22 protein-coding genes are annotated in these 21,123 nt (G+C 65.0%); 7 read left to right on the top strand and 15 right to left on the bottom strand.

Going from position 1 to position 21,123, the window contains the following annotated elements; translation table 11 throughout:
- The first annotated feature begins 3 nt into the window (after positions 1-3).
- The gene (locus ACW7G0_RS10780) at positions 4-1,359 is read left to right on the top strand and encodes a sigma-54-dependent transcriptional regulator (RefSeq protein ID WP_456989620.1); all 1,356 of its coding nucleotides are present in this window, start codon (positions 4-6) and stop codon (positions 1,357-1,359) included.
- 6 nt (positions 1,360-1,365) lie between these two features.
- Complete coding sequence (locus ACW7G0_RS10775) at positions 1,366-2,721, top strand: sensor histidine kinase (protein ID WP_456989619.1); 1,356 nt, start codon at positions 1,366-1,368, stop codon at positions 2,719-2,721.
- A gap of 46 nt (positions 2,722-2,767) precedes the next feature.
- On the opposite strand, the gene glmU is transcribed toward ACW7G0_RS10775, so the two are convergent.
- Positions 2,768-4,132: a bifunctional UDP-N-acetylglucosamine diphosphorylase/glucosamine-1-phosphate N-acetyltransferase GlmU gene (gene glmU / locus ACW7G0_RS10770; RefSeq protein ID WP_456989618.1), complete on the bottom strand. Its 1,365-nt coding sequence runs from the start codon at positions 4,130-4,132 to the stop codon at positions 2,768-2,770.
- Positions 4,133-4,338: 206 nt separating this feature from the next.
- On the opposite strand from glmU, the gene ACW7G0_RS10765 reads away from it, so the two are divergent.
- Positions 4,339-4,722, top strand: coding sequence for a GtrA family protein (locus ACW7G0_RS10765; protein ID WP_456989617.1), 384 nt, complete (start codon positions 4,339-4,341; stop codon positions 4,720-4,722).
- A gap of 101 nt (positions 4,723-4,823) precedes the next feature.
- Here ACW7G0_RS10765 and ACW7G0_RS10760 read toward each other — a convergent pair whose 3' ends face one another.
- The 12 genes from ACW7G0_RS10760 to ACW7G0_RS10705 form a co-directional block, all read right to left on the bottom strand.
- Positions 4,824-5,249, bottom strand: a complete 426-nt coding sequence (locus ACW7G0_RS10760) for a F0F1 ATP synthase subunit epsilon (RefSeq protein ID WP_456989616.1) — start codon at positions 5,247-5,249, stop codon at positions 4,824-4,826.
- Between the two features lie 23 nt (positions 5,250-5,272).
- Complete coding sequence (gene atpD, locus ACW7G0_RS10755; protein WP_456963230.1) at positions 5,273-6,682, bottom strand: F0F1 ATP synthase subunit beta; 1,410 nt, start codon at positions 6,680-6,682, stop codon at positions 5,273-5,275.
- An 84-nt stretch (positions 6,683-6,766) separates the two neighbouring features.
- On the bottom strand, positions 6,767-7,630 hold the full coding sequence (atpG, locus tag ACW7G0_RS10750) for a F0F1 ATP synthase subunit gamma (RefSeq protein WP_456989615.1): 864 nt from the start codon (positions 7,628-7,630) through the stop codon (positions 6,767-6,769).
- Positions 7,631-7,643: 13 nt separating this feature from the next.
- Positions 7,644-9,191 (bottom strand): F0F1 ATP synthase subunit alpha, encoded by a 1,548-nt coding sequence (gene atpA, locus ACW7G0_RS10745; protein WP_456989614.1) that lies wholly within the window; start codon positions 9,189-9,191, stop codon positions 7,644-7,646.
- 69 nt (positions 9,192-9,260) lie between these two features.
- On the bottom strand, positions 9,261-9,788 hold the full coding sequence (locus tag ACW7G0_RS10740) for a F0F1 ATP synthase subunit delta (RefSeq protein ID WP_456989613.1): 528 nt from the start codon (positions 9,786-9,788) through the stop codon (positions 9,261-9,263).
- Positions 9,789-9,815: 27 nt separating this feature from the next.
- Positions 9,816-10,286, bottom strand: a complete 471-nt coding sequence (locus ACW7G0_RS10735) for a F0F1 ATP synthase subunit B (RefSeq protein ID WP_456963226.1) — start codon at positions 10,284-10,286, stop codon at positions 9,816-9,818.
- A gap of 85 nt (positions 10,287-10,371) precedes the next feature.
- Entirely contained in the window at positions 10,372-10,641 is a 270-nt protein-coding gene (atpE, locus tag ACW7G0_RS10730) for a F0F1 ATP synthase subunit C (protein WP_456963225.1), read from the bottom strand.
- 96 nt (positions 10,642-10,737) lie between these two features.
- On the bottom strand, positions 10,738-11,568 hold the full coding sequence (gene atpB / locus ACW7G0_RS10725; protein ID WP_456989612.1) for a F0F1 ATP synthase subunit A: 831 nt from the start codon (positions 11,566-11,568) through the stop codon (positions 10,738-10,740).
- Positions 11,561-11,935, bottom strand: a complete 375-nt coding sequence (locus tag ACW7G0_RS10720) for a hypothetical protein (protein ID WP_456989611.1) — start codon at positions 11,933-11,935, stop codon at positions 11,561-11,563. The genes atpB and ACW7G0_RS10720 overlap by 8 nt, the downstream gene beginning before the upstream one ends.
- Before the next feature lie 429 nt (positions 11,936-12,364).
- Positions 12,365-14,257 (bottom strand): dihydrolipoyl dehydrogenase, encoded by a 1,893-nt coding sequence (gene lpdA, locus ACW7G0_RS10715; RefSeq protein WP_456989610.1) that lies wholly within the window; start codon positions 14,255-14,257, stop codon positions 12,365-12,367.
- 12 nt (positions 14,258-14,269) lie between these two features.
- The gene (locus tag ACW7G0_RS10710; RefSeq protein ID WP_456989609.1) at positions 14,270-15,403 is read right to left on the bottom strand and encodes a mechanosensitive ion channel family protein; all 1,134 of its coding nucleotides are present in this window, start codon (positions 15,401-15,403) and stop codon (positions 14,270-14,272) included.
- A 43-nt stretch (positions 15,404-15,446) separates the two neighbouring features.
- Positions 15,447-16,892: a dihydrolipoyllysine-residue acetyltransferase gene (locus ACW7G0_RS10705; RefSeq protein WP_456989608.1), complete on the bottom strand. Its 1,446-nt coding sequence runs from the start codon at positions 16,890-16,892 to the stop codon at positions 15,447-15,449.
- Between the two features lie 319 nt (positions 16,893-17,211).
- Between ACW7G0_RS10705 and ACW7G0_RS10700 the strand changes: the two genes are divergently transcribed.
- Together ACW7G0_RS10700 and ACW7G0_RS10695 are read left to right on the top strand one after the other, a co-directional pair.
- Positions 17,212-17,895 (top strand): OmpW/AlkL family protein, encoded by a 684-nt coding sequence (locus tag ACW7G0_RS10700; protein ID WP_456989607.1) that lies wholly within the window; start codon positions 17,212-17,214, stop codon positions 17,893-17,895.
- A gap of 183 nt (positions 17,896-18,078) precedes the next feature.
- On the top strand, positions 18,079-18,276 hold the full coding sequence (locus tag ACW7G0_RS10695) for a hypothetical protein (protein WP_456963218.1): 198 nt from the start codon (positions 18,079-18,081) through the stop codon (positions 18,274-18,276).
- 114 nt (positions 18,277-18,390) lie between these two features.
- Here the strand turns inward: ACW7G0_RS10695 and ACW7G0_RS10690 are convergent, their stop codons facing one another.
- Complete coding sequence (locus tag ACW7G0_RS10690; protein WP_456989606.1) at positions 18,391-18,684, bottom strand: hypothetical protein; 294 nt, start codon at positions 18,682-18,684, stop codon at positions 18,391-18,393.
- 69 nt (positions 18,685-18,753) lie between these two features.
- Positions 18,754-19,635 carry a DMT family transporter gene (locus ACW7G0_RS10685; RefSeq protein WP_456989605.1) on the bottom strand — a complete coding sequence of 294 codons (882 nt, stop codon included), beginning with the start codon at positions 19,633-19,635 and terminating at the stop codon, positions 18,754-18,756.
- Between the two features lie 112 nt (positions 19,636-19,747).
- Between ACW7G0_RS10685 and ACW7G0_RS10680 the strand changes: the two genes are divergently transcribed.
- Together ACW7G0_RS10680 and ACW7G0_RS10675 are read left to right on the top strand one after the other, a co-directional pair.
- Positions 19,748-20,230 carry a YajQ family cyclic di-GMP-binding protein gene (locus tag ACW7G0_RS10680; protein ID WP_456989604.1) on the top strand — a complete coding sequence of 161 codons (483 nt, stop codon included), beginning with the start codon at positions 19,748-19,750 and terminating at the stop codon, positions 20,228-20,230.
- A gap of 60 nt (positions 20,231-20,290) precedes the next feature.
- Positions 20,291-20,851, top strand: a complete 561-nt coding sequence (locus ACW7G0_RS10675) for a DUF1415 domain-containing protein (RefSeq protein ID WP_456989603.1) — start codon at positions 20,291-20,293, stop codon at positions 20,849-20,851.
- Positions 20,852-21,123: the final 272 nt, after the last annotated feature.

The following is a 21,123-nucleotide window of genomic DNA, read 5'->3' as shown; positions in this document are numbered from 1 at the left end:
CCGATGCCCACCATCCTCGTCATCGATGACAACCCCGCCGTCGCCACCGCGCTGGAGGTGCTGTTTTCGCTGCACGAGATCGACACCTGCACGGCAACCAGCCCCGAAGCCGGGCTCGCGTTGCTCGACCGCTCCCCGATCGACCTGGTCGTGCAGGACATGAACTTCCGCGCCGACACCACCTCCGGCGCGGAAGGCATGGCGCTGTTCGGCCAGATCCGCGAGCGTCATCCGGACTTGCCGGTGATCCTGCTGACCGCGTGGACGCACCTGGAGTCGGCGGTTGATCTGGTCAAGGCCGGCGCCGCCGACTACCTCGCCAAGCCGTGGGACGACCGCAAGCTGCTGGCCACGGTGAACAACCTGCTGGAGTTGTCGGAGGCGCGGCGGGAGCTGCGACACCACCGCCAGGGTGAGCGCCGTCGCCGCGATGCGCTGGCACGCGAATATGATCTGTGTGGGCTGGTCTATGCCGATCCCGCCAGCGAGAACGTGCTGTCGCTGGCCTGCCAGGTCGCACGCTCCGACCTGCCGGTGCTGATCACCGGCCCCAATGGCACCGGCAAGGAAAAGTTCGCCGAGATCGTCCACGCCAACTCATCGGTGCGCGACGGCCCGCTCGTCGCGCTTAATTGCGGTGCGCTCCCGGGTGAGTTGATCGAGGCGGAGTTGTTCGGCGCCGAAGCGGGCGCCTACACCGGCGCGAACCGTGCCCGCGAGGGCAAGTTCGAGGCCGCCGACCGCGGCACGTTGTTTCTCGACGAGATCGGCACACTGTCCCCGGCCGGCCAGGTCAAGTTGCTGCGGGTGCTGGAAACCGGGCGTTTCGAGCGCTTGGGCGGCAACCGCGAGCGCAGCGTCAAGGTGCGCATCATCAGTGCGACCAACGCCGACCTGCCGGCACTGATCGCCGACGGCCGCTTCCGTGAGGACCTGTACTACCGACTTAACGCGATCGAGCTGAAACTGCCGGCGCTGGCGGACCGGCCTGACGACATCCTGCCGCTGGCGCGCCATTTTTTACCGCCAGGCAAGCAACTCGATACCGGCGCGGAACATGCCCTGCTGGCCCACGCCTGGCCCGGCAACGTGCGCGAACTGCGCAACACCCTGCAACGTGCCGCGCTGCTGGGTCGCGGCCAGCGCATCGTCGCCGACGATCTCGGCCTGCCCCCCCCTGCGGCCGGCAATCCCGCGCCGGGAACCGCCGCCATCGTCAACGATGAACCCGACCGCAGCCAGATCGAAGCCGCGCTGGCGCGCAATGGCGGTGTACTGGCGCAGGCGGCGAGCGAGCTGGGACTGTCGCGTCAGGCGCTGTATCGCCGCCTCGACCGGCTCGGCATCAAGCGCGACTGAACCGCCATGAGCTGGCTACGTCGACTACCGATCAGCCTTGTCTTCACCTTGTTGGCGCTATTGCATGCCGCCGGCGTCGCCGCGCTTGCGCTGTGGTTCACGCCCTGGCTGTCGCAACCCTGGATGGCCTGGGCGCTGTCGCTGGCCATTGACCTGCCGTTGCTGGCTTACCACGTGCGGCGTGTCTTCGCGCCAATGAACTCGCTGTTCCGGGCCCTGGCCGGCACCGTCGCCAGCTACCGCGACGGCGACTACAACTTCAGCCTGGTATCGAACGTGCATGGCGAACTGGGCGAACTGGTGCAGGCCCACAACCACCTCGGCGACACCCTGCGTGACCAGCGGCTGGCGCTGGTGGAGCGCGAGCTGTTGCTGGACACGATGGTGCAGAACACGCCGGTGGCGATGCTGCTGGTCGACCCGTCGCGCCGGATCGTCCACGCCAACCTCGCCGCCCGCACGCTGCTCGGCGAGGGTCACAAGCTGGAAGGGCAGTCGTTCGACGCGTTGGTGTCGCGAATGCCAGACGCACTGCACGACGCCCTGGAGCGCGGCGGCGACGGGATATTCACCGTCAGCGATGACCCGGGCGACATCAACCAGGGCAGCGACAACGGGAACGAGGAGATCTATCACCTGAGCCGGCGTGAGTTCCGCCTCAACGGCCGCCGCCACGAGCTGGTGCTGTTGCGCGCGCTGACCGCCGAGCTGCGCCGTCAGGAAGTGCAGACCTGGAAGAAGGTGATCCGGGTCATCAGCCACGAGCTCAACAACTCGTTGGCACCCATCGCTTCGCTCGCCCACTCGGGCGCCGAGCTGCTGCGGCGTGGCCAGTACGAACGGTTGCCGACCGCCTTCGCCACGATCGAGGAGCGGGCCCGGCACCTGGAAGGTTTCATCCGCGATTACGCCCACTTCGCCAAGCTGCCCGCGCCCCGACGCGAGCCGGTGGCGTGGTCGCGCTTCATCGAGCAGTTGCGCAGCCAGGTGGATTTCGCCACCGACGAAGGCAGCATCGACGGCATCGCCCGTCTGGACGCGGCGCAGCTGGAACAGTGCCTGCTGAACCTGCTGAAGAACGCCCACGAGTCCGGCTCGGCACCCGAAGATGTCCGCCTGTCGCTACGCCGCATGCCCCAGGCGTGGCGTATCGACGTGCTTGACCGCGGCAGTGGCATGAACGAGGCGGTGCTGGCCAACGCGCTGCTGCCGTTCTATTCGACCAAACGCCATGGCACCGGTCTGGGATTGGCCCTGGCACGCGAAATCGCCGAAGCCCATGGTGGCCGCGTCGCGCTGCTGAACCGCGAAGGTGGCGGGCTGTGTGTGACCTTGCTGATCCCGGACGCAAGGAGTCCGTAACGGCCCATCTGCGTATGGGCCGTGGGTCGCGACTTCAGTCAAGCCGCTACTTTTTCTTCGGCCGCTGCCAGCCCTCGACCACCGACTGCCGCGAACGCGCGACGCTGAGCTTGTCCGCGGGAGCCGTGCGCGTGATCACCGAACCGGCGGCAATCGTCGCCTGCTTGCCGACCGTCACCGGCGCGACCAGCGAGGTGTTGGAGCCGATGAAGGCGCCGTCCTCGATCACTGTGCGCGACTTGTTCACCCCGTCGTAGTTGCAGGTGATGGTGCCCGCACCGATGTTGACGCCGCTGCCGATGACCGCGTCACCGAGGTAACTCAGGTGGTTGGCTTTGCTGGACACGCCCATGGAGGTGTTCTTGATCTCCACGAAATTGCCGACGTGGGCGCCGTCAGCCAGCACCGTGCCGGGACGCAGCCGCGCAAACGGACCAATCGTTGCTGCACCTTCGACCACCACGCCGTCAAGGTCGCAATGCGCACGCACCTCGGTACCGGGACCGAGCTTGACGTTGCGCAGGCGACAGAACGGCCCGATGCGCACGTCATCGGCCAGTTCGACCGTCCCCTCGAACACCACGTCGACGTCGATCTCGACGTCACGTCCGACGCTGACCTCCCCGCGCACGTCGACCCGCGCCGGGTCGGCCAGTCGTGCGCCGGCCACGCACAGCGAGCGGGCGGCGCGTAATTGGTAAGCGCGTTCCAGTTGCGCCAGCTGCCACGGATCGTTGGCACCCTCGACCTCGATCGGATCGTGGACGTGGACCATCTCGGCGGCGCTGAACTCCTCGGCCGCCGCCGCGAACACGTCGGTCAGGTAGTACTCGCCCTGTGCATTGTCGTTGTCCAGGTGCTCCAGCCAGCGACGCAGCGGCTCGCCGTCGGCCACCAGGATGCCGCTGTTCACGGTGTGGATATCGCGTTGCTCCTGGTCGGCATCTTTCTGCTCCACGACCCGGGCCACGTTGCCCTCGGCATCGCGGATGATCCGCCCGTATCCGTTCGGGTCCTCCAGGTCGGCCACCAGGACCGCCACCCGGCCAGAAACCGCAAGCAGTCGACGCAGGGTCGTCACGGTGATCAACGGCGCGTCGCCGTAGAGGACCAGCACCCGCGCATCCATCGGCACCGCCGGCATCGCCTGTTGCAATGCATGCCCGGTACCCAGGCGCAGGGACTGCTCTGACCAGGTCAGGTCCGACTGCAGGGCGAAAGCATCACGCAGCTGCTGCCCGCCGTGCCCGAACACCACATGGATGCCTTCCGCGTTCAACGCCCGGGCGGTATCGATGACGTGACCCAGCATCGGCTTGCCGGCGACCTGCTGCAGCACCTTGGGCCGTGCCGACTTCATGCGTTTGCCCTCGCCGGCAGCGAGGATGACGACGTGCAATGGGGGGGACATGCGGACTCCGACGTGCGAGGTGATCTGCAACCGGGATTCTAGCCGGGATGAGTCGGGTCGGGATGGCTGGGGTCGGGATGATCCTGCCCGCGTGGTGCCTGCTAGGATGCCGCGGTGCCCGATCCTTCATTGCTCCCTGTCAGTTCTACCCCGCGTGCAGCCTGCCGGAGCGGCGCCTTGGTAACGTCGAGCGCGGTCGCCGGCCGATGAGCCTGTCGCGCGAAGGCAAACATTACCTGATGATCGGCATCGTCCAGTGGCTGCTCGATTGGGCGGTAATGGTGGCGCTGAGCCATTACGGGATGCCGGTGGAGCCGGCGAACGTCGCCGGCCGGATCAGCGGCGCGCTGTTGGGCTTCTGGCTCAACGGCCGGATCACCTTTGCCGGCGACCACACCACCGTTGGCAAGCGCCAGTTCTTCCGGTTTCTGCTGATGTGGATGTTGACCACCGCGGTCAGCACCTGGTCCCTTGGAGCGATCAACCAGATGGCCGGACTGAAATGGGCATGGTTGGCGAAGCCGGGGGTGGAAGTCGTGCTCGGCGGCGTCGGCTTTTTGCTTTCGCGGCATTGGGTGTATCGGCGCTGACGCGGCTGGGTGGCGCATTGTTGATGCGCCCTCTACCGTCCCGTACACGACGACGCCGGCACGGGGCCGGCGTCGGGCATTGCTGTCGCGGGAATCGCTACCTAGTGCTTCATGTTCTTGCGCAGCCGCTCCAGCGCTTGCAACTGAACGGTGACCTCGGCCAGGCGCGCCTGCGCCTCGGCAATCTCCATCGGCTCGCCGCGGCCGGAAAGAATGCGCTCGGCCTCATCCTTGGCGGCGCGCACGGCGGCTTCGTCGATGTCCTGGGCGCGCACGGCGGTGTCGGCCAGCACGGTGACCACTTGCGGCTGCACTTCCAGGATCCCGCCGGTGACGGCGAAGTCCAGTTGCTCACCGCCCGGCAGGGTCACCACGACCTTGCCTGGCTTCAACCGGGTGATCAACGGGGCATGCCTGGGCGCAATACCCAGCTCACCCATCTCGCCAGTGGCCACCAGCATTTCAGCTTCGCCGCGGAAGATCTCCTCCTCGGCGCTGACGATGTCACAACGGAACGTGCTGCTCATGGACATTCTCTTTGCTCAATGAATCAGGCTGCTTCGCCGATGATCTTCTTGCCCTTCTCGACCGCGTCCTCGATGCTGCCGACCATGTAGAACGCCTGCTCCGGCAGGTGGTCGTACTCGCCATCGACGATGCCCTTGAAGCCACGGATGGTGTCCTTCAGCGGCACGTACTTGCCCGGCGAGCCGGTGAACACTTCGGCGACGTGGAACGGCTGGCTGAAGAAGCGCTCGATCTTGCGCGCGCGCGATACCGCCTGCTTGTCTTCTTCGGACAGCTCGTCCATGCCCAGGATCGCGATGATGTCCTTCAGTTCCTTGTACTTCTGCAAGGTCTGCTGGACGCGCTGGGCTGTGTCGTAATGCTCGTTGCCGATCACGTTCGGATCCATCATGCGCGAGGTGGAATCGAGCGGGTCGACCGCCGGGTAGATACCCAGTGAGGCGATGCTGCGCGACAGCGCGACGGTGGAGTCCAGGTGGGCGAAGGTGGTCGCCGGCGACGGATCGGTGTAGTCATCGGCAGGCACGTAGACGGCCTGGATCGAGGTGATCGAGCCGGTCTTGGTCGAGGTGATGCGCTCCTGCAGCACGCCCATTTCTTCGGCCAGGGTCGGCTGGTAGCCCACCGCCGACGGCATGCGGCCCAGCAGCGCGGACACTTCGGTACCGGCCAGGGTGTAACGGTAGATGTTGTCGACGAAGAACAGCACGTCGCGGCCCTTGCCGTTCTCATCCTTCTCGTCGCGGAAGTACTCGGCCATGGTCAGCCCGGTCAGCGCGACACGCAGGCGGTTGCCCGGCGGCTCGTTCATCTGGCCGTAGACCATCGCGACCTTGTCCAGGACGTTGGAGTCCTTCATCTCGTGGTAGAAGTCGTTGCCCTCACGGGTACGCTCGCCCACGCCGGCGAACACCGACAGGCCCTCATGCGCCTTGGCGATGTTGTTGATCAGCTCCATCATGTTGACGGTCTTGCCGACACCGGCGCCGCCGAACAGGCCGACCTTGCCGCCCTTCGCGAACGGGCACATCAGGTCGATGACCTTGATGCCGGTTTCCAGCAGGTCGTTCGCCGCAGCCTGCTCTTCATACGAAGGCGCCTCGCGGTGGATTTCCCACTGGTCGTTGGCTTCGACCGGACCGGCTTCGTCGATCGGGCGACCCAGCACGTCCATGATCCGGCCCAATGTGCCCAGACCAACCGGCACCGTGATGCCCTTGCCGGTATTGGTCGCCATCAGGTTGCGCTTCAAACCGTCGGTAGAACCCAGCGCGATCGCACGCACCACGCCATCACCCAGTTGCTGTTGCACTTCCAGCGTGATCTCGGTGTTGTCGACCTTCAAGGCGTCGTAGACGCGCGGAACGGATTCGCGTGGGAACTCGACGTCGACGACGGCACCGATGATCTGAACGATCTTGCCCTGGCTCATGATGTTTCCTCGTATCTCTAAATGCTGCTTGCGGATCGCAGGTCGCGGCCGCTGGATGTTGGATTGGAACCGTTGTGATGCCGGTCAGACTGCTGCCGCACCACTGACGATTTCGGAAATTTCCTGGGTGATCGCTGCTTGCCGTGCCTTGTTGTAGACCAACTGCAACTCGTCCATCAGCTTGTTGGCGTTGTCGGAGGCGGACTTCATCGCGACCATGCGAGCGGCGTGCTCGGAGGCCACGTTCTCCAACACCGCCTGATACACCAGCGACTCGATGTAACGGGTCAACACGTGATCCAGCACGGTCTGCGCGTCGGGCTCGTAGATGTAGTCCCAATCGTGCCGGGAGACCGGCGCGTCCGATGGCGGCAGCGGCAACAGCTGCTCGAACTTCGCCTGCTGGGTCATGGTGTTGACGAAATCGTTGTAGCAGACGAACACGCGGTCGATGTTGCCGCCGCTGTACCCGTCCAGCACCACCTTGACCACGCCGATCAGCTGCTCCAGCTTGGGCTGGTCGCCCAGATGGGTAACCGTGGCCAGCATGTTGACCTTGACCCGGCGGAAAAACACCGAAGCCTTCTGGCCGATGGTGACCACGTCGACCTCGACGCCCTGCTGCTGCCAGTTGCGGATCTCCCCCAGCAGCTTGCGGAACAGGTTGTTGTTGAGGCCGCCGGCCAGTCCGCGGTCGGACGACACGATGATGTAACCGACGCGCTTGGGATCCGCGCGCTCGGTCATGTACGGATGCTGGTAATCGGAGTTGGCCTGGGCCAGGTGCCCGATCACCTGCTTCATCACCCGCGCATACGGCCGCGATACCTTCATCCGCTCCTGCGCCTTGCGGATCTTGGAAGCCGAGACCATCTCGAGCGCGCGCGTCACCTTGCGGGTGTTCTGCACGCTCTTGATCTTGGTTTTGATTTCACGTCCGCCTGCCATCGTCTTGTCCGCCTTACCAGGTGCCGGTTTTCTTGAACTCTTCGATGCCCTTCTTGAAGGCCGCCTCGATCTCGTCGTTCCACGCGCCGCTGGCGTTGATCTTGCCGATCAGCTCGCCCTGGGTATTGGCAAAGTGCGCGTGCAGGCCTTCCTCGAACGCCAACAGCTTGTTCACCGCGACGTCGTCCAGGTAACCCTCGTTGACCGAGTAGATCGACAATGCCTGGTTGGCGATCGACATCGGCAGGTACTGCTTCTGCTTCATCAGCTCGGTCACGCGCTGGCCGCGCTCAAGCTGCTTGCGGGTCGCCTCGTCCAGATCGGAAGCGAACTGCGCAAACGCCGCCAGCTCGCGGTACTGGGCAAGCGCGATGCGGATGCCGCCCGAGAGCTTCTTGATGATCTTGGTCTGCGCCGAGCCACCCACGCGCGACACCGAGATGCCGGCGTTCACGGCTGGACGGATACCGGCGTTGAACAGGTCGGTTTCCAGGAAGATCTGGCCATCTGTAATTGAGATGACATTCGTCGGCACGAACGCGGACACGTCACCGGCCTGGGTCTCGATGATCGGCAGCGCGGTCAGCGACCCGGTCTTGCCCTTCACTTCGCCATTGGTGAACTTCTCCACGTAGTCCTCGGACACGCGCGCGGCGCGCTCCAGCAGACGGGAGTGCAGGTAGAACACGTCACCCGGATACGCTTCGCGGCCCGGCGGGCGCTTCAGCAGCAGCGAGATCTGGCGGTACGCCACGGCCTGCTTGGACAGGTCGTCGTACACGATCAGCGCGTCTTCGCCGCGGTCCATGAAGTACTCACCCATGGTGCAGCCCGAGTAGGCGCTGATGTACTGCATCGCCGCCGACTCGGATGCGGTCGCGGCGACCACGATGGTGTGGTCCATCGCGCCCTGCTCTTCCAGCTTGCGCACGACGTTCGCCACCGAGCTGGCCTTCTGGCCGATCGCGACGTACACGCACTTGATGCCGGTGCCCTTCTGGTTGATGATCGCGTCGATCGCCATCGCGGTCTTGCCGGTCTGGCGGTCGCCGATGACCAGCTCACGCTGGCCGCGACCGATCGGGATCATCGAGTCGACCGACTTGTAGCCGGTCTGAACCGGCTGGTCGACCGACTTGCGCCAGATCACGCCCGGGGCGACGCGCTCCACCGGCGCGGTCAGCTTGGCGTCGATCGGACCCTTGCCGTCGATCGGATCGCCCAGCGCATTGACCACCCGGCCCAGCAGCTCGGTGCCGATTGGCACTTCAAGGATGCGTCCGGTGGTCTTGGCCACGTCGCCTTCGCGCAGGTTCTCGTAGCCGCCCAGCACCACGGCGCCGACCGAGTCGCGCTCCAGGTTCAGGGCCAACGCGAAGATGTTGTTCGGCAGCTCGATCATTTCGCCCTGCATCACGTCGGCCAGGCCGTGGATGCGCACGATGCCGTCGGCCACCGAGGTGACCGAGCCTTCGTTGCGCGACTCCGCGGACAGCTTGACCTTCTCGATGCGGGTCTTGATCAGTTCACTGATTTCGGACGGGTTGAGCGTGGTTTGCATGGGTGTTTCCCTTGTGCCCGGCGCGAGCGCCGGAAGTAAACGATGATTCGTGGATGCGACCGGGGTCGGTCAGTGGGCCAGGGCCGCTTGCAGGCGCGAGAGCTTGCCTTTCAGCGATCCGTCGATGACCACGTCGCCGGCGTCGATCACCGCGCCGCCAATCAGCGACTCGTCGATCGCGGTTTCCAGCTCGACCTCGCAGTCGAAACGTTTCTTGAGCGCGACCCGGATCGACTCCAGCTCGCCTGCCGGCATTTCACTGGCCGAGGTGATCCGCGCCTTGACGAGGTTCTCCGACTGCGCGCGCAACTGCTCGAACAGCCCAGCAATCTCGGCCAGCAGTGGCAAGCGGTCGTTGTCGGCAAGCAGCCCGATGAACTGCCGGAACTCCTCGTTCGCGCCGTCATCGGCCAGCAACGCGATCGCATCACCGGTCGACAAGCGTGGGTGCTTCAACAGTGCCTCTACCGTCGGGTCGGCGGCGACACGGGCGGCGAGCCCGAGCGCCTGCGACCAATCGGCGGCGTGGCCGTCATTGCTCGCCGCCGCGAAGGCGGCACGCGCATAAGGGCGGGCGAGGGTCATGTTCTGGCTCATCGCTTGTGGCCTCTGGTCATGGCTGGCTCAAAGCTGGGCTGCGAGTTCGTCGAGCAACGCCTTGTGGGCATTGGCGTCGATTTCACGATGCAACAGCTTCTCCGCACCGCTGATCGCCAGCGACGAGACCTGCTTGCGCAAGTCTTCGCGGGCACGGTTCTGCGCCGCAAGGATCTCCGCGTCCGCCAGCGCTTTCTGGCGCGTGGCCTCGACCATCGCATCGGTCTTGGCCTGCTCGATGATCTGGTTGGCGCGATGGTGCGCCTGCTCGATCACCTCGTTGGCCTTGGTCCGCGCTTCGCGCATGGCAGCGTCGACGCTGTGCTGCGCTTCGGCCAGGTCGTGCTGGCTGCGCTCGGCAGCCGCAAGGCCTTCGGCGATTTTTTTCTGGCGTTCTTCGATCGCCCGGTTCAGGGGCGGCCAGATGAACTTCATGGTGAACCAGATGAGCAACGCGAACGAGAGCATCTGGCCCAGGAAGGTCATGTTGATATTCATGACAGCTCCGTAGGGACGCTGCGGGCATGAATGCCCGGGAGAACCGCCCGGAAACCCGGACGGCTCAGGAAGTCAAAACCGTGGATCAGGCTGCGCCAACCGCGCTCAGCAGCGGGTTGCCGAAGGCAAACAGCAAGCCAACCGCCAACGCGATGATGAACGGGGCGTCGATCAGGCCGGCCAACAGGATCATGCGGCCCTGCAGCATCGGCACCAGCTCGGGCTGGCGCGCGGCCGACTCGAGGAACTTGCCACCCATGAGCGCGATGCCGAGGCATGCGCCGATGGAGCCCAGGCCGACCATCATGCCGATCGCGATCGCGGTCATGCCCTGCAAATTGGCGATAAATTCCATGGTTTTCTCCTACTTGAATGTGTGATTTGAACTGGCGGAAGGATGAAGCAATGAGGAACTCGGGAAATCGGGAACTGAAAAACGGGGTTTACCGGATCAATGACTCTCGTAGGCGCTGGCGATATAGACGACCGAGAGAATCATGAAGATGAAGGCCTGCAGCAGCACGATCAGGACGTGGAACACCGCCCAGGCGAAGTTGAACAGTACGCCGGGCACGAACATCAGCAAGCTGCCGCCGAGCATGCCGGCGATCAGCATGAACACCAGCTCGCCACCGTACATGTTGCCGAACAGTCGCATGGCCAGTGATACCGGCTTGACCGCGTACTCGATGACGTTCATGCCCAGGTTGACCGGCACCAGGATCGCCCGGGTGACCTTGCCCTCGGCGTGGAACGGCGAGGTCAGCAGTTCCTTGCCGAAACCGAAGCCGCCCTTGGCCTTGATCGAGTGGTAGAAAATCAGGAAGAACACGACCAGCGAAATACCCACGGTGGTGTTCAGGTCGGCGGTCGGCACCCAGCGGAAGAAGGTGTGGCTGGCCACTTCGGCACCGGCAACCACCTGGATCGCCATGCCAGGGGTATCCAGCGGCAGCAGGTCCATCGCGTTCATCAACACGACCCACATGAAGATGGTCAGCGCCAATGGCGTCAGCGAGCTGCGATCACCATGGAAGTTGTCTTTGACCTGGTTGTCGACGAACTCAAGGATCAGCTCGACGAAAGCCTGCCCCTTGGTGGGCACGCCGGACGTCGCCTTGCGTGCGAAATAGCCGAACCACGCAATGAATATCAGCCCCAGCGCCAACGACACGGCCCACGTGTCGATGTTGAAGCTGCCGCCTACCAACTCGATCGTGTTCTGCTCGAGATGGTGCTGGATGTATTCGTTCAGGCCGCCAGAGCCGGTCTGTTCACTCACGAAGGACACCTTTCCGTTTCAGGATTTGGGCCGGCACGAAGGCCAGCGTCGCCGCTACTACGCCGGCCAACATCGGCAGCGGCGGTAACTTCAACCCGGCCAAGCCGAGCGTGAATACTGCAAACACCACCACCCACTTCAACAACACGCCTGCCAGCAAACGGCCCATGACCGCGCCAGCCGGTTGAACCCCGCCGCCCAGCGCAACCAGTGCCGCCACCACGCTGCCAGCGACAACTGCACCACCACCGACAAGGGCGCCGAGCGCCGATGGCGCACCCTGTACCAGGAAAATCAGCGCAACCAACACCGTCACGCCAGCCTGGAAGGCAATGACGCGCGATGCCAGTCGGCGACCTGCGAACATTGGATCGTGCACGCTTGCCTGTCGTCCGGGAGTGGGTAGAAGATCGCCCGATGAAGCCGCCGAATTATAGAGGGCGCGGATGGTTGCGGCAACTGCCGGTAGCCACCGTTACGTAAACGTCCCTGAACGGGGCTTGCCGAGAGCAATTAAACACCGGTTCAAATACGAGCAACACCGTCGCCTGCCACTTCCACGAGAAGGTCCGGACGCCCATCCAGCAACGCAGGCAGGGCGTCATGCCGCGACTGGGGCGAGATCAGATTTCACTGCCGCGGAACCTTTCCGCAGGACGCCGGTCAATAGTGGGGCACGCCCCCGTCGTCTCTCTCTCCTCGTCAAGGCAAAAAAGTAGCGACGGGCTCGAAGCCCCGGCCTGATCCGCCGGGGCTTCTCTTTTTAACCCGGTTGGGCCGGCAAACGCCGGTCCGCTCAGCCCTTCTTCGGCGCGCCCTTCTTCGGTATGTACAGATCGGTGATGGTGCCGTCGAATACCTCGCTCGCCATTGCGACCGACTCCGACAGGGTCGGATGCGGATGGATGGTGTGGCCGATGTCGCCGACTTCACAGCCCATCTCGATCGCCAGCGCGATCTCGGCGATCAACTCACCCGCATGCACCCCGACGATGCCACCGCCGACCACACGCTGGGTTGCCTCATCGAACAGCAACTTGGTGAATCCCTCGGTACGGCCGATCCCGATCGCGCGCCCGGACGCCGCCCACGGGAACTTGCCGACACCGATCTTCAGGCTCTTGGCCTTGGCCTCGGTTTCGGTCAGGCCGACCCAGGCGATCTCCGGGTCGGTATACGCCACCGATGGGATCACCCGCGCCACCCATTCCTTCTTTTCGCCCGCGGCCACTTCCGCGGCCAGCTTGGCCTCGTGGGTGGCCTTGTGGGCGAGCATCGGGTTGCCGATCAGGTCACCGATGGCAAAAATGTGCGGCGCGCTGCTGCGCATCTGGCGGTCGACGGGAATGAACCCTCGATCGGTCACCTCGACCCCGGCCTTCTGCGCATCGAGCTTGCCGCCATTGGGCGCGCGACCGACGGCGACCAGCACCCGGTCGTAGAGACTGGGATCGGGCACGCTGCCACCTTCGGCCGCCGGCTCGAAGCTGACCTTCAGGCCCTTCTTCTGCGCCTCGACCTTGGCCGCCTTGGTCTTCAGATGGACCGTTACGCCCTGCTTCTTCAGCCGGTCGGCCAGTGGCTTGACCAGGTCCTTGTCGGTGCCAGGCATCAACTGGTCCATGAACTCGACCACGGTGACTTCGCTGCCCAGCGCGCGATACACCGTCGCCATTTCCAGGCCGATAATGCCGCCACCCACCACCAGCAGCTGCTTCGGGATATCGGCCAGCTCCAGCGCGTCGGTTGAATCCATCACGCGCGGGTCGTCCCACGGGAAGCCCGGCAACTTCACCGCCTGGCTGCCGGCGGCAATGATGCATTGTTTGAAACTCACCAGCTGCGGCTTCCCATCCTCGCCCTGGATCTCCAGCTCGTTGGCGGAAATGAACGTGCCGACGCCCGTGATCACGCGCACCTTTCGCTGCTTGGCCATGCCGGCCAAACCCTTGGTCAGCTGGCCGACGACGTTCTGCTTGTAGTCGCGCAACTTGTCCAGGGCGATCTTCGGCTTGCCAAAGTCAATCCCGAAATCACCCGCATGCGCGGCCTCGTCGACCACTGCAGCGGCGTGGAGCAAGGCCTTGGACGGGATGCAACCCACGTTGAGGCAGACGCCGCCCAATTGCGCGTAACGCTCGACCAGCACGGTATCCAGGCCCAGGTCAGCGGCCCGGAACGCCGCGGTGTAACCCCCCGGTCCCGCGCCAAGCACCAGCATCGCGCATTCGACATCGGCTTTACGGCCAGACGCAGGCGCGGCCGTCGGCGCAGTCGGTGACGCCTTTGGAGCGCCCTCACCCGCCACGCTGCGCGAGTCGACCTCTCCCGCTGGCGGGAGAGGTGATTTGTCGGCGGTGTCGGCGGCCACCGCTTTCGCATCCTTCGGTGGTGCGTCTGCCTTGGCATCGTCGCCCTTGCCGTTGCTCGCGGCCTCACTCCCACCTTCGGCTTGGGTTTCAATCACCGCGATCACAGCGCCGTCGGCCACGGTGTCGTCGACCTTGACCCGCAGCTCCTTGACCACCCCGGCCACGCTGGATGGCACCTCCATGGTGGCCTTCTCAGACTCCAGCGTGACCAGGCCCTGATCGACGACCACCGTGTCGCCGACGGCGACCAGCACCTCGATTACCGGCACGCCATCGTAATCACCGATGTCGGGAACCTTCACTTCAATCTGTGCCATGGCTGTGTCTCCTTATTGGCCGCGCGATGGGTCGGGCGCAGCGGGATGTTGATGGGATTCGGGGGAGGGTGCGGCATAGTCCTGCGCGTCGTTGTTTCCCAGCGTCTCGCGTTCGGCCGCGCTGAGCTCGCTTGCCGCTGGGGCCCGGGTGTCCGGGCTCGATATCGGCTGTCCCCGCAGCAGCGCAATCGCGTCCTCACCAGTGAGTCCGAACACGCTACGCAGGTTGAGGTCGCGCTGTGGCAACGGGATCTCGATGCCATGTTTCTTGAACGACGTATCCAGCTCCCACAGGTACGCGGCCTTGATCGCGGCGTTGCGCTTGGTCGCCTCCTCGGTCAACCACACTGCCAGCAGGTATTCGACCGCGCCATCGCCGAAATCGGCCAGCCAGACCTGTGGCCGGTGGCGGCCCTCCATCGCCAGGGTGAACGGCACCTTCTCGGCGGCTTCCAGAGCGGCCTTCTTGACCAGTTCCTTGTCGACCCCGTAGGCGACCTTGAACGGCACGCGCATGCGACGCAGGACGTCGCGGTGGGTCCAGTTGACCACGCGCCCGGTCATGAACTCGGCGTTCGGCACCATGATGTCGATGTTGTCGTTGGTGATGATGCGGGTCGCGCGCATGTTGATGTCGCGCACGGTGCCGCGCACGTCGGCATCGAGCTCGATGAAATCGCCGACCTTCAGTGACTGATCGAACAGCAGCACCAACCCGCCGATGAAGTTCGCGAAGATCTCGCGCAGCCCGAACCCCAGGCCGATACCGAGCGCGCCGGCAAACACCGCGAACTCGCCAACTGGCACGCCGGCCAGTTGCAGCGCCAGCATTACCCCGATCAGCAACAGCAGGTAGTGGGCGACCCGCGCGACCGTGTACAGCGCAGCGTGATTGACGTTCTGGCGCTGCTTGCCGTAACGGACCAGCGTGCGTCGCAACAGCATCGACACCAGCAGCGCACCCAGCACCGCCAGCACCGCCGCAACCAAGCCGCCAACGGTCAACTGGAAGCCAGACAGGCTGATCAGCTGATACTCCAAAATGGGTTGCAGGCCCAGCCAGCCCTCCCGCGTGGCCGCATCAACCGAGTCGACCACGCGGCCACCGGCGTGCTCGATCCGCTCCGCGGGCGTGCTGGCTTGCACGGACTGGCTCAGCCAGCCTCGCGCAAGGATCGCCCAGGCCCGGTCACAGCAGCATCCGGCGCATGTCGGCGAGGATCTTCGCCATATAGCTGGTGAAACGTGCGGCAGCGGCGCCGTCGATCACGCGGTGGTCGTAGCTCAGCGACAGCGGCAGGGTCAGGCGGGGGACGAACTCCTTGCCGTTCCAGACCGGTTTCATGTCCGAGCGCGAGACACCGAGAATCGCCACTTCCGGGGCGTTGACGATCGGGGTGAATGCAGTGCCGCCGATGCCGCCCAACGAGCTGATGGTGAAGCAGCCGCCGCTCATCTGGGCCGGACCGAGCTTGCCATCGCGCGCCTTGGCGGCGAGCTCGCCGGTCTCGGCGGCGATCTGCATCACACCCTTGGTGTCGCAGTCGCGCACCACCGGTACCACCAGTCCGTTGGGGGTGTCGGCGGCAAAGCCAATGTTGAAGTACTGCTTCAACACCAGGTTCTCGCCGCTGGCGTCAAGCGATGCGTTGAAGTCGGGGAACTTCTTCAATGCACTGACGCTGGCCTTCATCAGGAACGCGAGCATGGTCAGCTTGGTCGCGTTGCCCTTGGCGATGGCTTTCTCGTTTTCCTTGTTGAGGCTGACGCGCAGCGCTTCCAGCTCGGTGATGTCGGCATCGTCGAACTGGGTGACGTGCGGGATCACCGCCCAGTTGCGTGACAGGTTCGCGCCGGACAACTTCTGGATGCGGGTCAGCGCACGGGTTTCGGTCGCCCCGAACTTGCTGAAGTCCACCTTCGGCCACGGCAGCAGGTCCAGGCCACCACCACCCGACGCCACGCCAGCGGCACGGCCTCCCTGCATCGCGCCCTTGACGAACTGCTGCACGTCCTGCTTGCCGATCCGCCCGCCACGCTGGCTACCGGTCACCTGCATCAGGTCGACGCCCAGCTCGCGTGCAAACAGGCGCACCGCCGGGCTCGCGTACGCGACTTTGTCGGGCAGCAATTCATCGGCGTCAAACACCACCGGTGGGGAGCGCTGCGTCGAGCCCTGGCCCGCCGCTTCAGTGTCGCGCGCGTCGGCGATCTCGCGCTGCGCCAACTTGTTGGGCGTGCCCACTTCGGTGGGCGGGACGCTGGTCGCCGTCTCCGCCGCCTTGGTGCGCTGCTCCGGTGCGGCAGGCTCGGCACGGGGCGGCTCGCTGCTGGCGGCGGTTTGATCGGACTCTTTGGCGCTGTCGGCAGCTGGTTCGGCAGCTGGCTCGATCAGCGCCACCACGGCCCCTTCGGTGACTTCATCGTCCAGCTTGACCTTCAGCTCACGGATGACCCCGGCAAAGGGAGACGGCACTTCCATCGTCGCCTTGTCCGACTCCAGCGTGACCAGACCCTGGTCGACTTCCACCGTATCGCCGACGGCAACCAGCACCTCGATCACCGGAACGCCGTCGTAACCACCGATATCGGGGACCCGTGCTTCCTTCAACTCAGCCATGTTCGGCTCCGCCATGCGCGAAAGCCTTATTGTGGCTGTTGCGGGCCGTACGCGCCAATGTTTGGCCCGCCGCACGCGACACCTCACCGCGCTCCCCAAGCCACTCCGACGCCCGGGCCGAGCGGCTGCCGCGCAGACGCCAGCACACGGTGCAGCGGCGGTTCAGGACCAAAAAACGTCGCTGGACCAATGGGTTGCCGCAAGGTTTCATGAAAGTTCCCCGGCCCTGGCACTGCAAGCCAAGTGATGTTCATTCCCGGCTGGCTAGGGTGGCGCGGTCTGGCCAGACAAACGGCCGGGCTCCCCCACAAGTCACAAGAACTTGGAGAACCACATGATTCGTTTTCGCCATTTGAGCATCGCCCTGTTGGGCACCATGGCCGTCGCTCCAGCCGTCGCTTTCGCGCAGGACGTGGACCAGCAAACTGTCCAGGACAGTTACGCCACCCAGACCACCAATACCGACGCGAAGCCTTGGGCGATCGTGGGCGGTTTCGCGCTGAGCGAGCCGACCAGCAACCCGACCATCGCCGGCGAGCGCAGCAAGCTCGACGGCGGCACGGCAGCCACCCTCAGCGCCAGCTACTACGTCACCGACAACATCGCGGTTGAAGCCTGGGGCGCGGCGGACAAGTTCGACCACCGCGTACGCAACGCCAACGGCGGCAAGATCGGCAGCGTGGAATCGCAGCCCTACGCGGTCAGCGGCCAGTATCACTTCGGTACCAGCAAGCAGGTGGTGCGCCCGTTCGTCGGCCTGGGCTACTACGAGGCCAATTACGACGGTGAAACCGCCGAGCCGACCGGTGCCCTGGCGGGCCAGCGCATCGGCGTGGAAACCGCCAAGGGCGCCATGGCGACCGCCGGTGTCGACGTCAAGTTGAGCCCGCGCTGGTTTGCCCGTGCCGACGTGCGCTACCTGCACGGCGATTCGGACGTGATGCTCGATGGCCAGAAGGTCGGCAATGCCGAACTGAACCCGGTCGTGGCAGGACTTGGTCTGGGCGTGCGCTTCTAATTAGTCGGTCAGCCGACACTCTGCGTCTCCGGTCGCGACCCTACCAGGCCGTGACCGGATTGGCGTGCTGCAGCACTGATGCGCCGTCTGCCAGCCAAGGTCGCACCGCATTCACGGCGCCTTACCGTCGGATCGCTACGGTAAGCCACAGGCGGTCCCATCCACACTCCGCCAGGAGCCCCCATGACCACCAAACTCGAAAAGCCCGTCCGCCGGGAGATCATCGTGGATGATCGCGCCTACACCCTGACCATCGACCCATTGGGTCTGAAGTTGGTCGAGAAGGGCCATCGCAAGGGCCAGGAGCTGCTCTGGACGGATCTCGTCAATGGCGATGCCGCCATTGCCGCCGCGTTGCAGGGAAGCCTCGCCGGCAACTGAGCCATCGTTCGATGTGGCGGTTTGCAATGCGCTTTTACGTTGACATGACAAGGCCGGACTGAATTGTCGCGGCACGGAGAAAGCCGTGCAGAACCCACCCCCTATCGCGTCCCCTCAACCCCGTTCGTCCCTGGTTTGTTGCCAAGCCGGCATTGGATCGATGGCAGCGTTGACCTTCTCGCTGCTGGCGATATCCATGGCGATTGGTTGCAAACCGGCGCCGGCACCGCACCCGGGAACATCGGCGGCGACACCCAGCCGTCCGGTCCCCACGCTTGGTCCGGACGATGCCGTGCCGCGAGGGCCCGGGAACGCGAACTCCGCCCCGCCCGGCTCCAGCCACCCCGAGCTATCGGCCGAGGTCTCGGCCAGCAACCCCACCGATCCCTTGCCTCTGACGGGTGCCAAGGCGGCACCCGGGGCGGCGCAACCGAAGCCGGACGAGCCTTGAGCTAACTGGCGCATTGTTAATGCGCCCTACGGATGCTCGGCTTCGGCGTGCACGCGCTCGCGGCGCAGCATGTACAGACCGCTGGCGACGATGATGCCCGCGCCCAGCCAGGTCACCGCGTCAGGCAGCACGCCCCAGATGCTCACGTCGAGCAGCACGCCCCAGACCAGCGCGGTGTATTCCAGCGGCGCCAGCAACGACGCCGAGCCGGTCCGGAATGCTTCGGTGATGGCGTACTGGCCAATCGCGCCGGCCATTCCGACCCCCAGGATCACCCAGCCATCCTCCAGCCGCAGCGGCACCCAGTCCGGCCATGCCAACGCGCCGGCGCCCAGCGCCAGCATCACCAACAGCCAGACGATCATCGAAGCGCTTGAATCGGTCCGCGCGAGCACCCGCACGGTGATCGCGCTCACCGCATAGCCGGTGGCCGCGAACAGCACCGCCAACGCCGCCCAGCTGAGCATGCCCTCGCCGCTGGGGCGTAGCAGCACCAGCATGCCCACCAGACCGATCGCGATCGCGGTCCAACGGCGTGGGCCGACGTGCTCGCCCAGTATCGGCACCGACAAGGCCGTGATCAGCAGCGGCGCGACGAAGAAGATCGAGTACGCGGTGGTCAGCGGCAGGCTGCGCAAGGCGAACGCGAACGACGCCATCATCGTGATCCCGATTGCGCCGCGCAGCAGATGCAGCGACCAGCGCACCCGCAGCAGTGGCGCCAGGCCGGTAGTCGCCAGAACCCAGACCAGGATGAACGGCAGCGAGGAGGCACCACGCAACGAGGCCACCTGCATCGCGGGATAGATCCCGGCCAGCTGCTTCAACCCCGCATCCATCAGCGCGAACGCGGCGACGGCCACCAGCATCATCAACGGCGCCGGCAGGCGGGGCGGCAAGGCAGTCATGGGGAACGTTCAGCGGGCGACGGGCGGCCAGCATAACCGGTCCAGACCCGCCGCCCGGCAAGTTTTCCAACCCTGCGCTACCCTTCCTCATCATCCATTCCCGGAGCCCGCCATGCCCTCCTTCGACATCATCTCCGAAGTCGACAGCCACGAACTCACCAACGCGGTCGACCAGGCCAGCCGCGAGCTCACCACGCGCTTCGACTTCAAGGGCGTGGATGCCAGTTTCAGCCTTGACGACGAAGTGGTCAGTCTCACCGCGCCCAGTGAATTCCAGCTCCAGCAGATGACCGATATCCTGCGCGCACGCCTGATCGCCCGCGGGATCGACGCTCGCTGCCTCGAATTTGGCGACGTGGAGACCAACCTGGCCGCCGCGCGGCAGAAGGTCACCGTCAAGCAGGGCATCGAGCGCGAGTTGGCGAAGAAGATCCAGACCACGCTGAAGGACGCCAAGCTCAAGGTCGACAGCCAGATCAACGGCGAGAAGCTGCGCGTCAACGGCAAGAAGCGCGACGACCTGCAGGCAGCGATGGCGCTGCTGAAGGCGACCGAGTTCGAGCGCCCGCTGCAGTTCGACAACTTCCGCGACTGACGTGACCGGCGGGGTCGCCCTTGCTGACCTCGCCCACAATTGAGCTGCGCGCCGCCAACCATGCCCGCCGACATCCCTGCGATGACTCACGAAGACCCGATCACCGCGACCCGCAACTGGCTGCAACGCGCGGTGATCGGTCTGAACCTGTGTCCGTTCGCCAAGGCGGTGCAGGTCAAGGACCAGATCCGTTACGTGCTCAGTGAGGCGGACACGCCCGATGCGTTGCTGGAGGAATTGGCGACGGAGCTGACCTGGCTCAACGATACCGATCCTGATGTGGTCGATACGACCCTGCTGATCCACCCGCAGGTGCTGACCGACTTCTACGACTACAACGACTTCCTCGACCAGGTCGACGTCGCCATCGACGCACTCGGCCTGGAAGGCGAGATCCAGGTCGCCAGCTTCCATCCCGATTACCAGTTCGCCGGCAGCGACATCGACGATCCCGCGAACTGCACCAACCGTTCCCCTTACCCGATGTTGCACCTGTTGCGCGAAGCCAGCGTGGAGCGCGCGGTGGACGCATTCCCGGATCCGGACGCGATTGTCGAACGCAATATTGCGACGCTGGAAAAGCTGGGAACCGACGGCTACCGGCGCCTGCTGGAGCCGTAGGATTTCGTCGTGTGGTGTGGGTCAAAAGCTCGGTTCGGGGGGAGCGGCGCCCTGGATGGGTATTGCTCCTCGGCTCGGTCGGCCATCCATGGCCGACTCGCCGCCGCGGACATCCATGTCCGCTCTACGCAACACCCATCCAGGACACCGCATCGGCCAGTGATTGACGCGGGGGTTTATCGTCATCCCCGCGAAGGCGGGGATCCAGGGGCTTTAAGTGGGTTGATTGCAACGTTCCCGGTTGCTCGCTTCGCTCGACCGCAGCACTTGCT

This window comes from Lysobacter sp. A286 (assembly GCF_054052105.1).
Note: the sequence above shows the minus strand (reverse complement) of the source record. Positions and strands in the feature narration are given on the sequence as shown.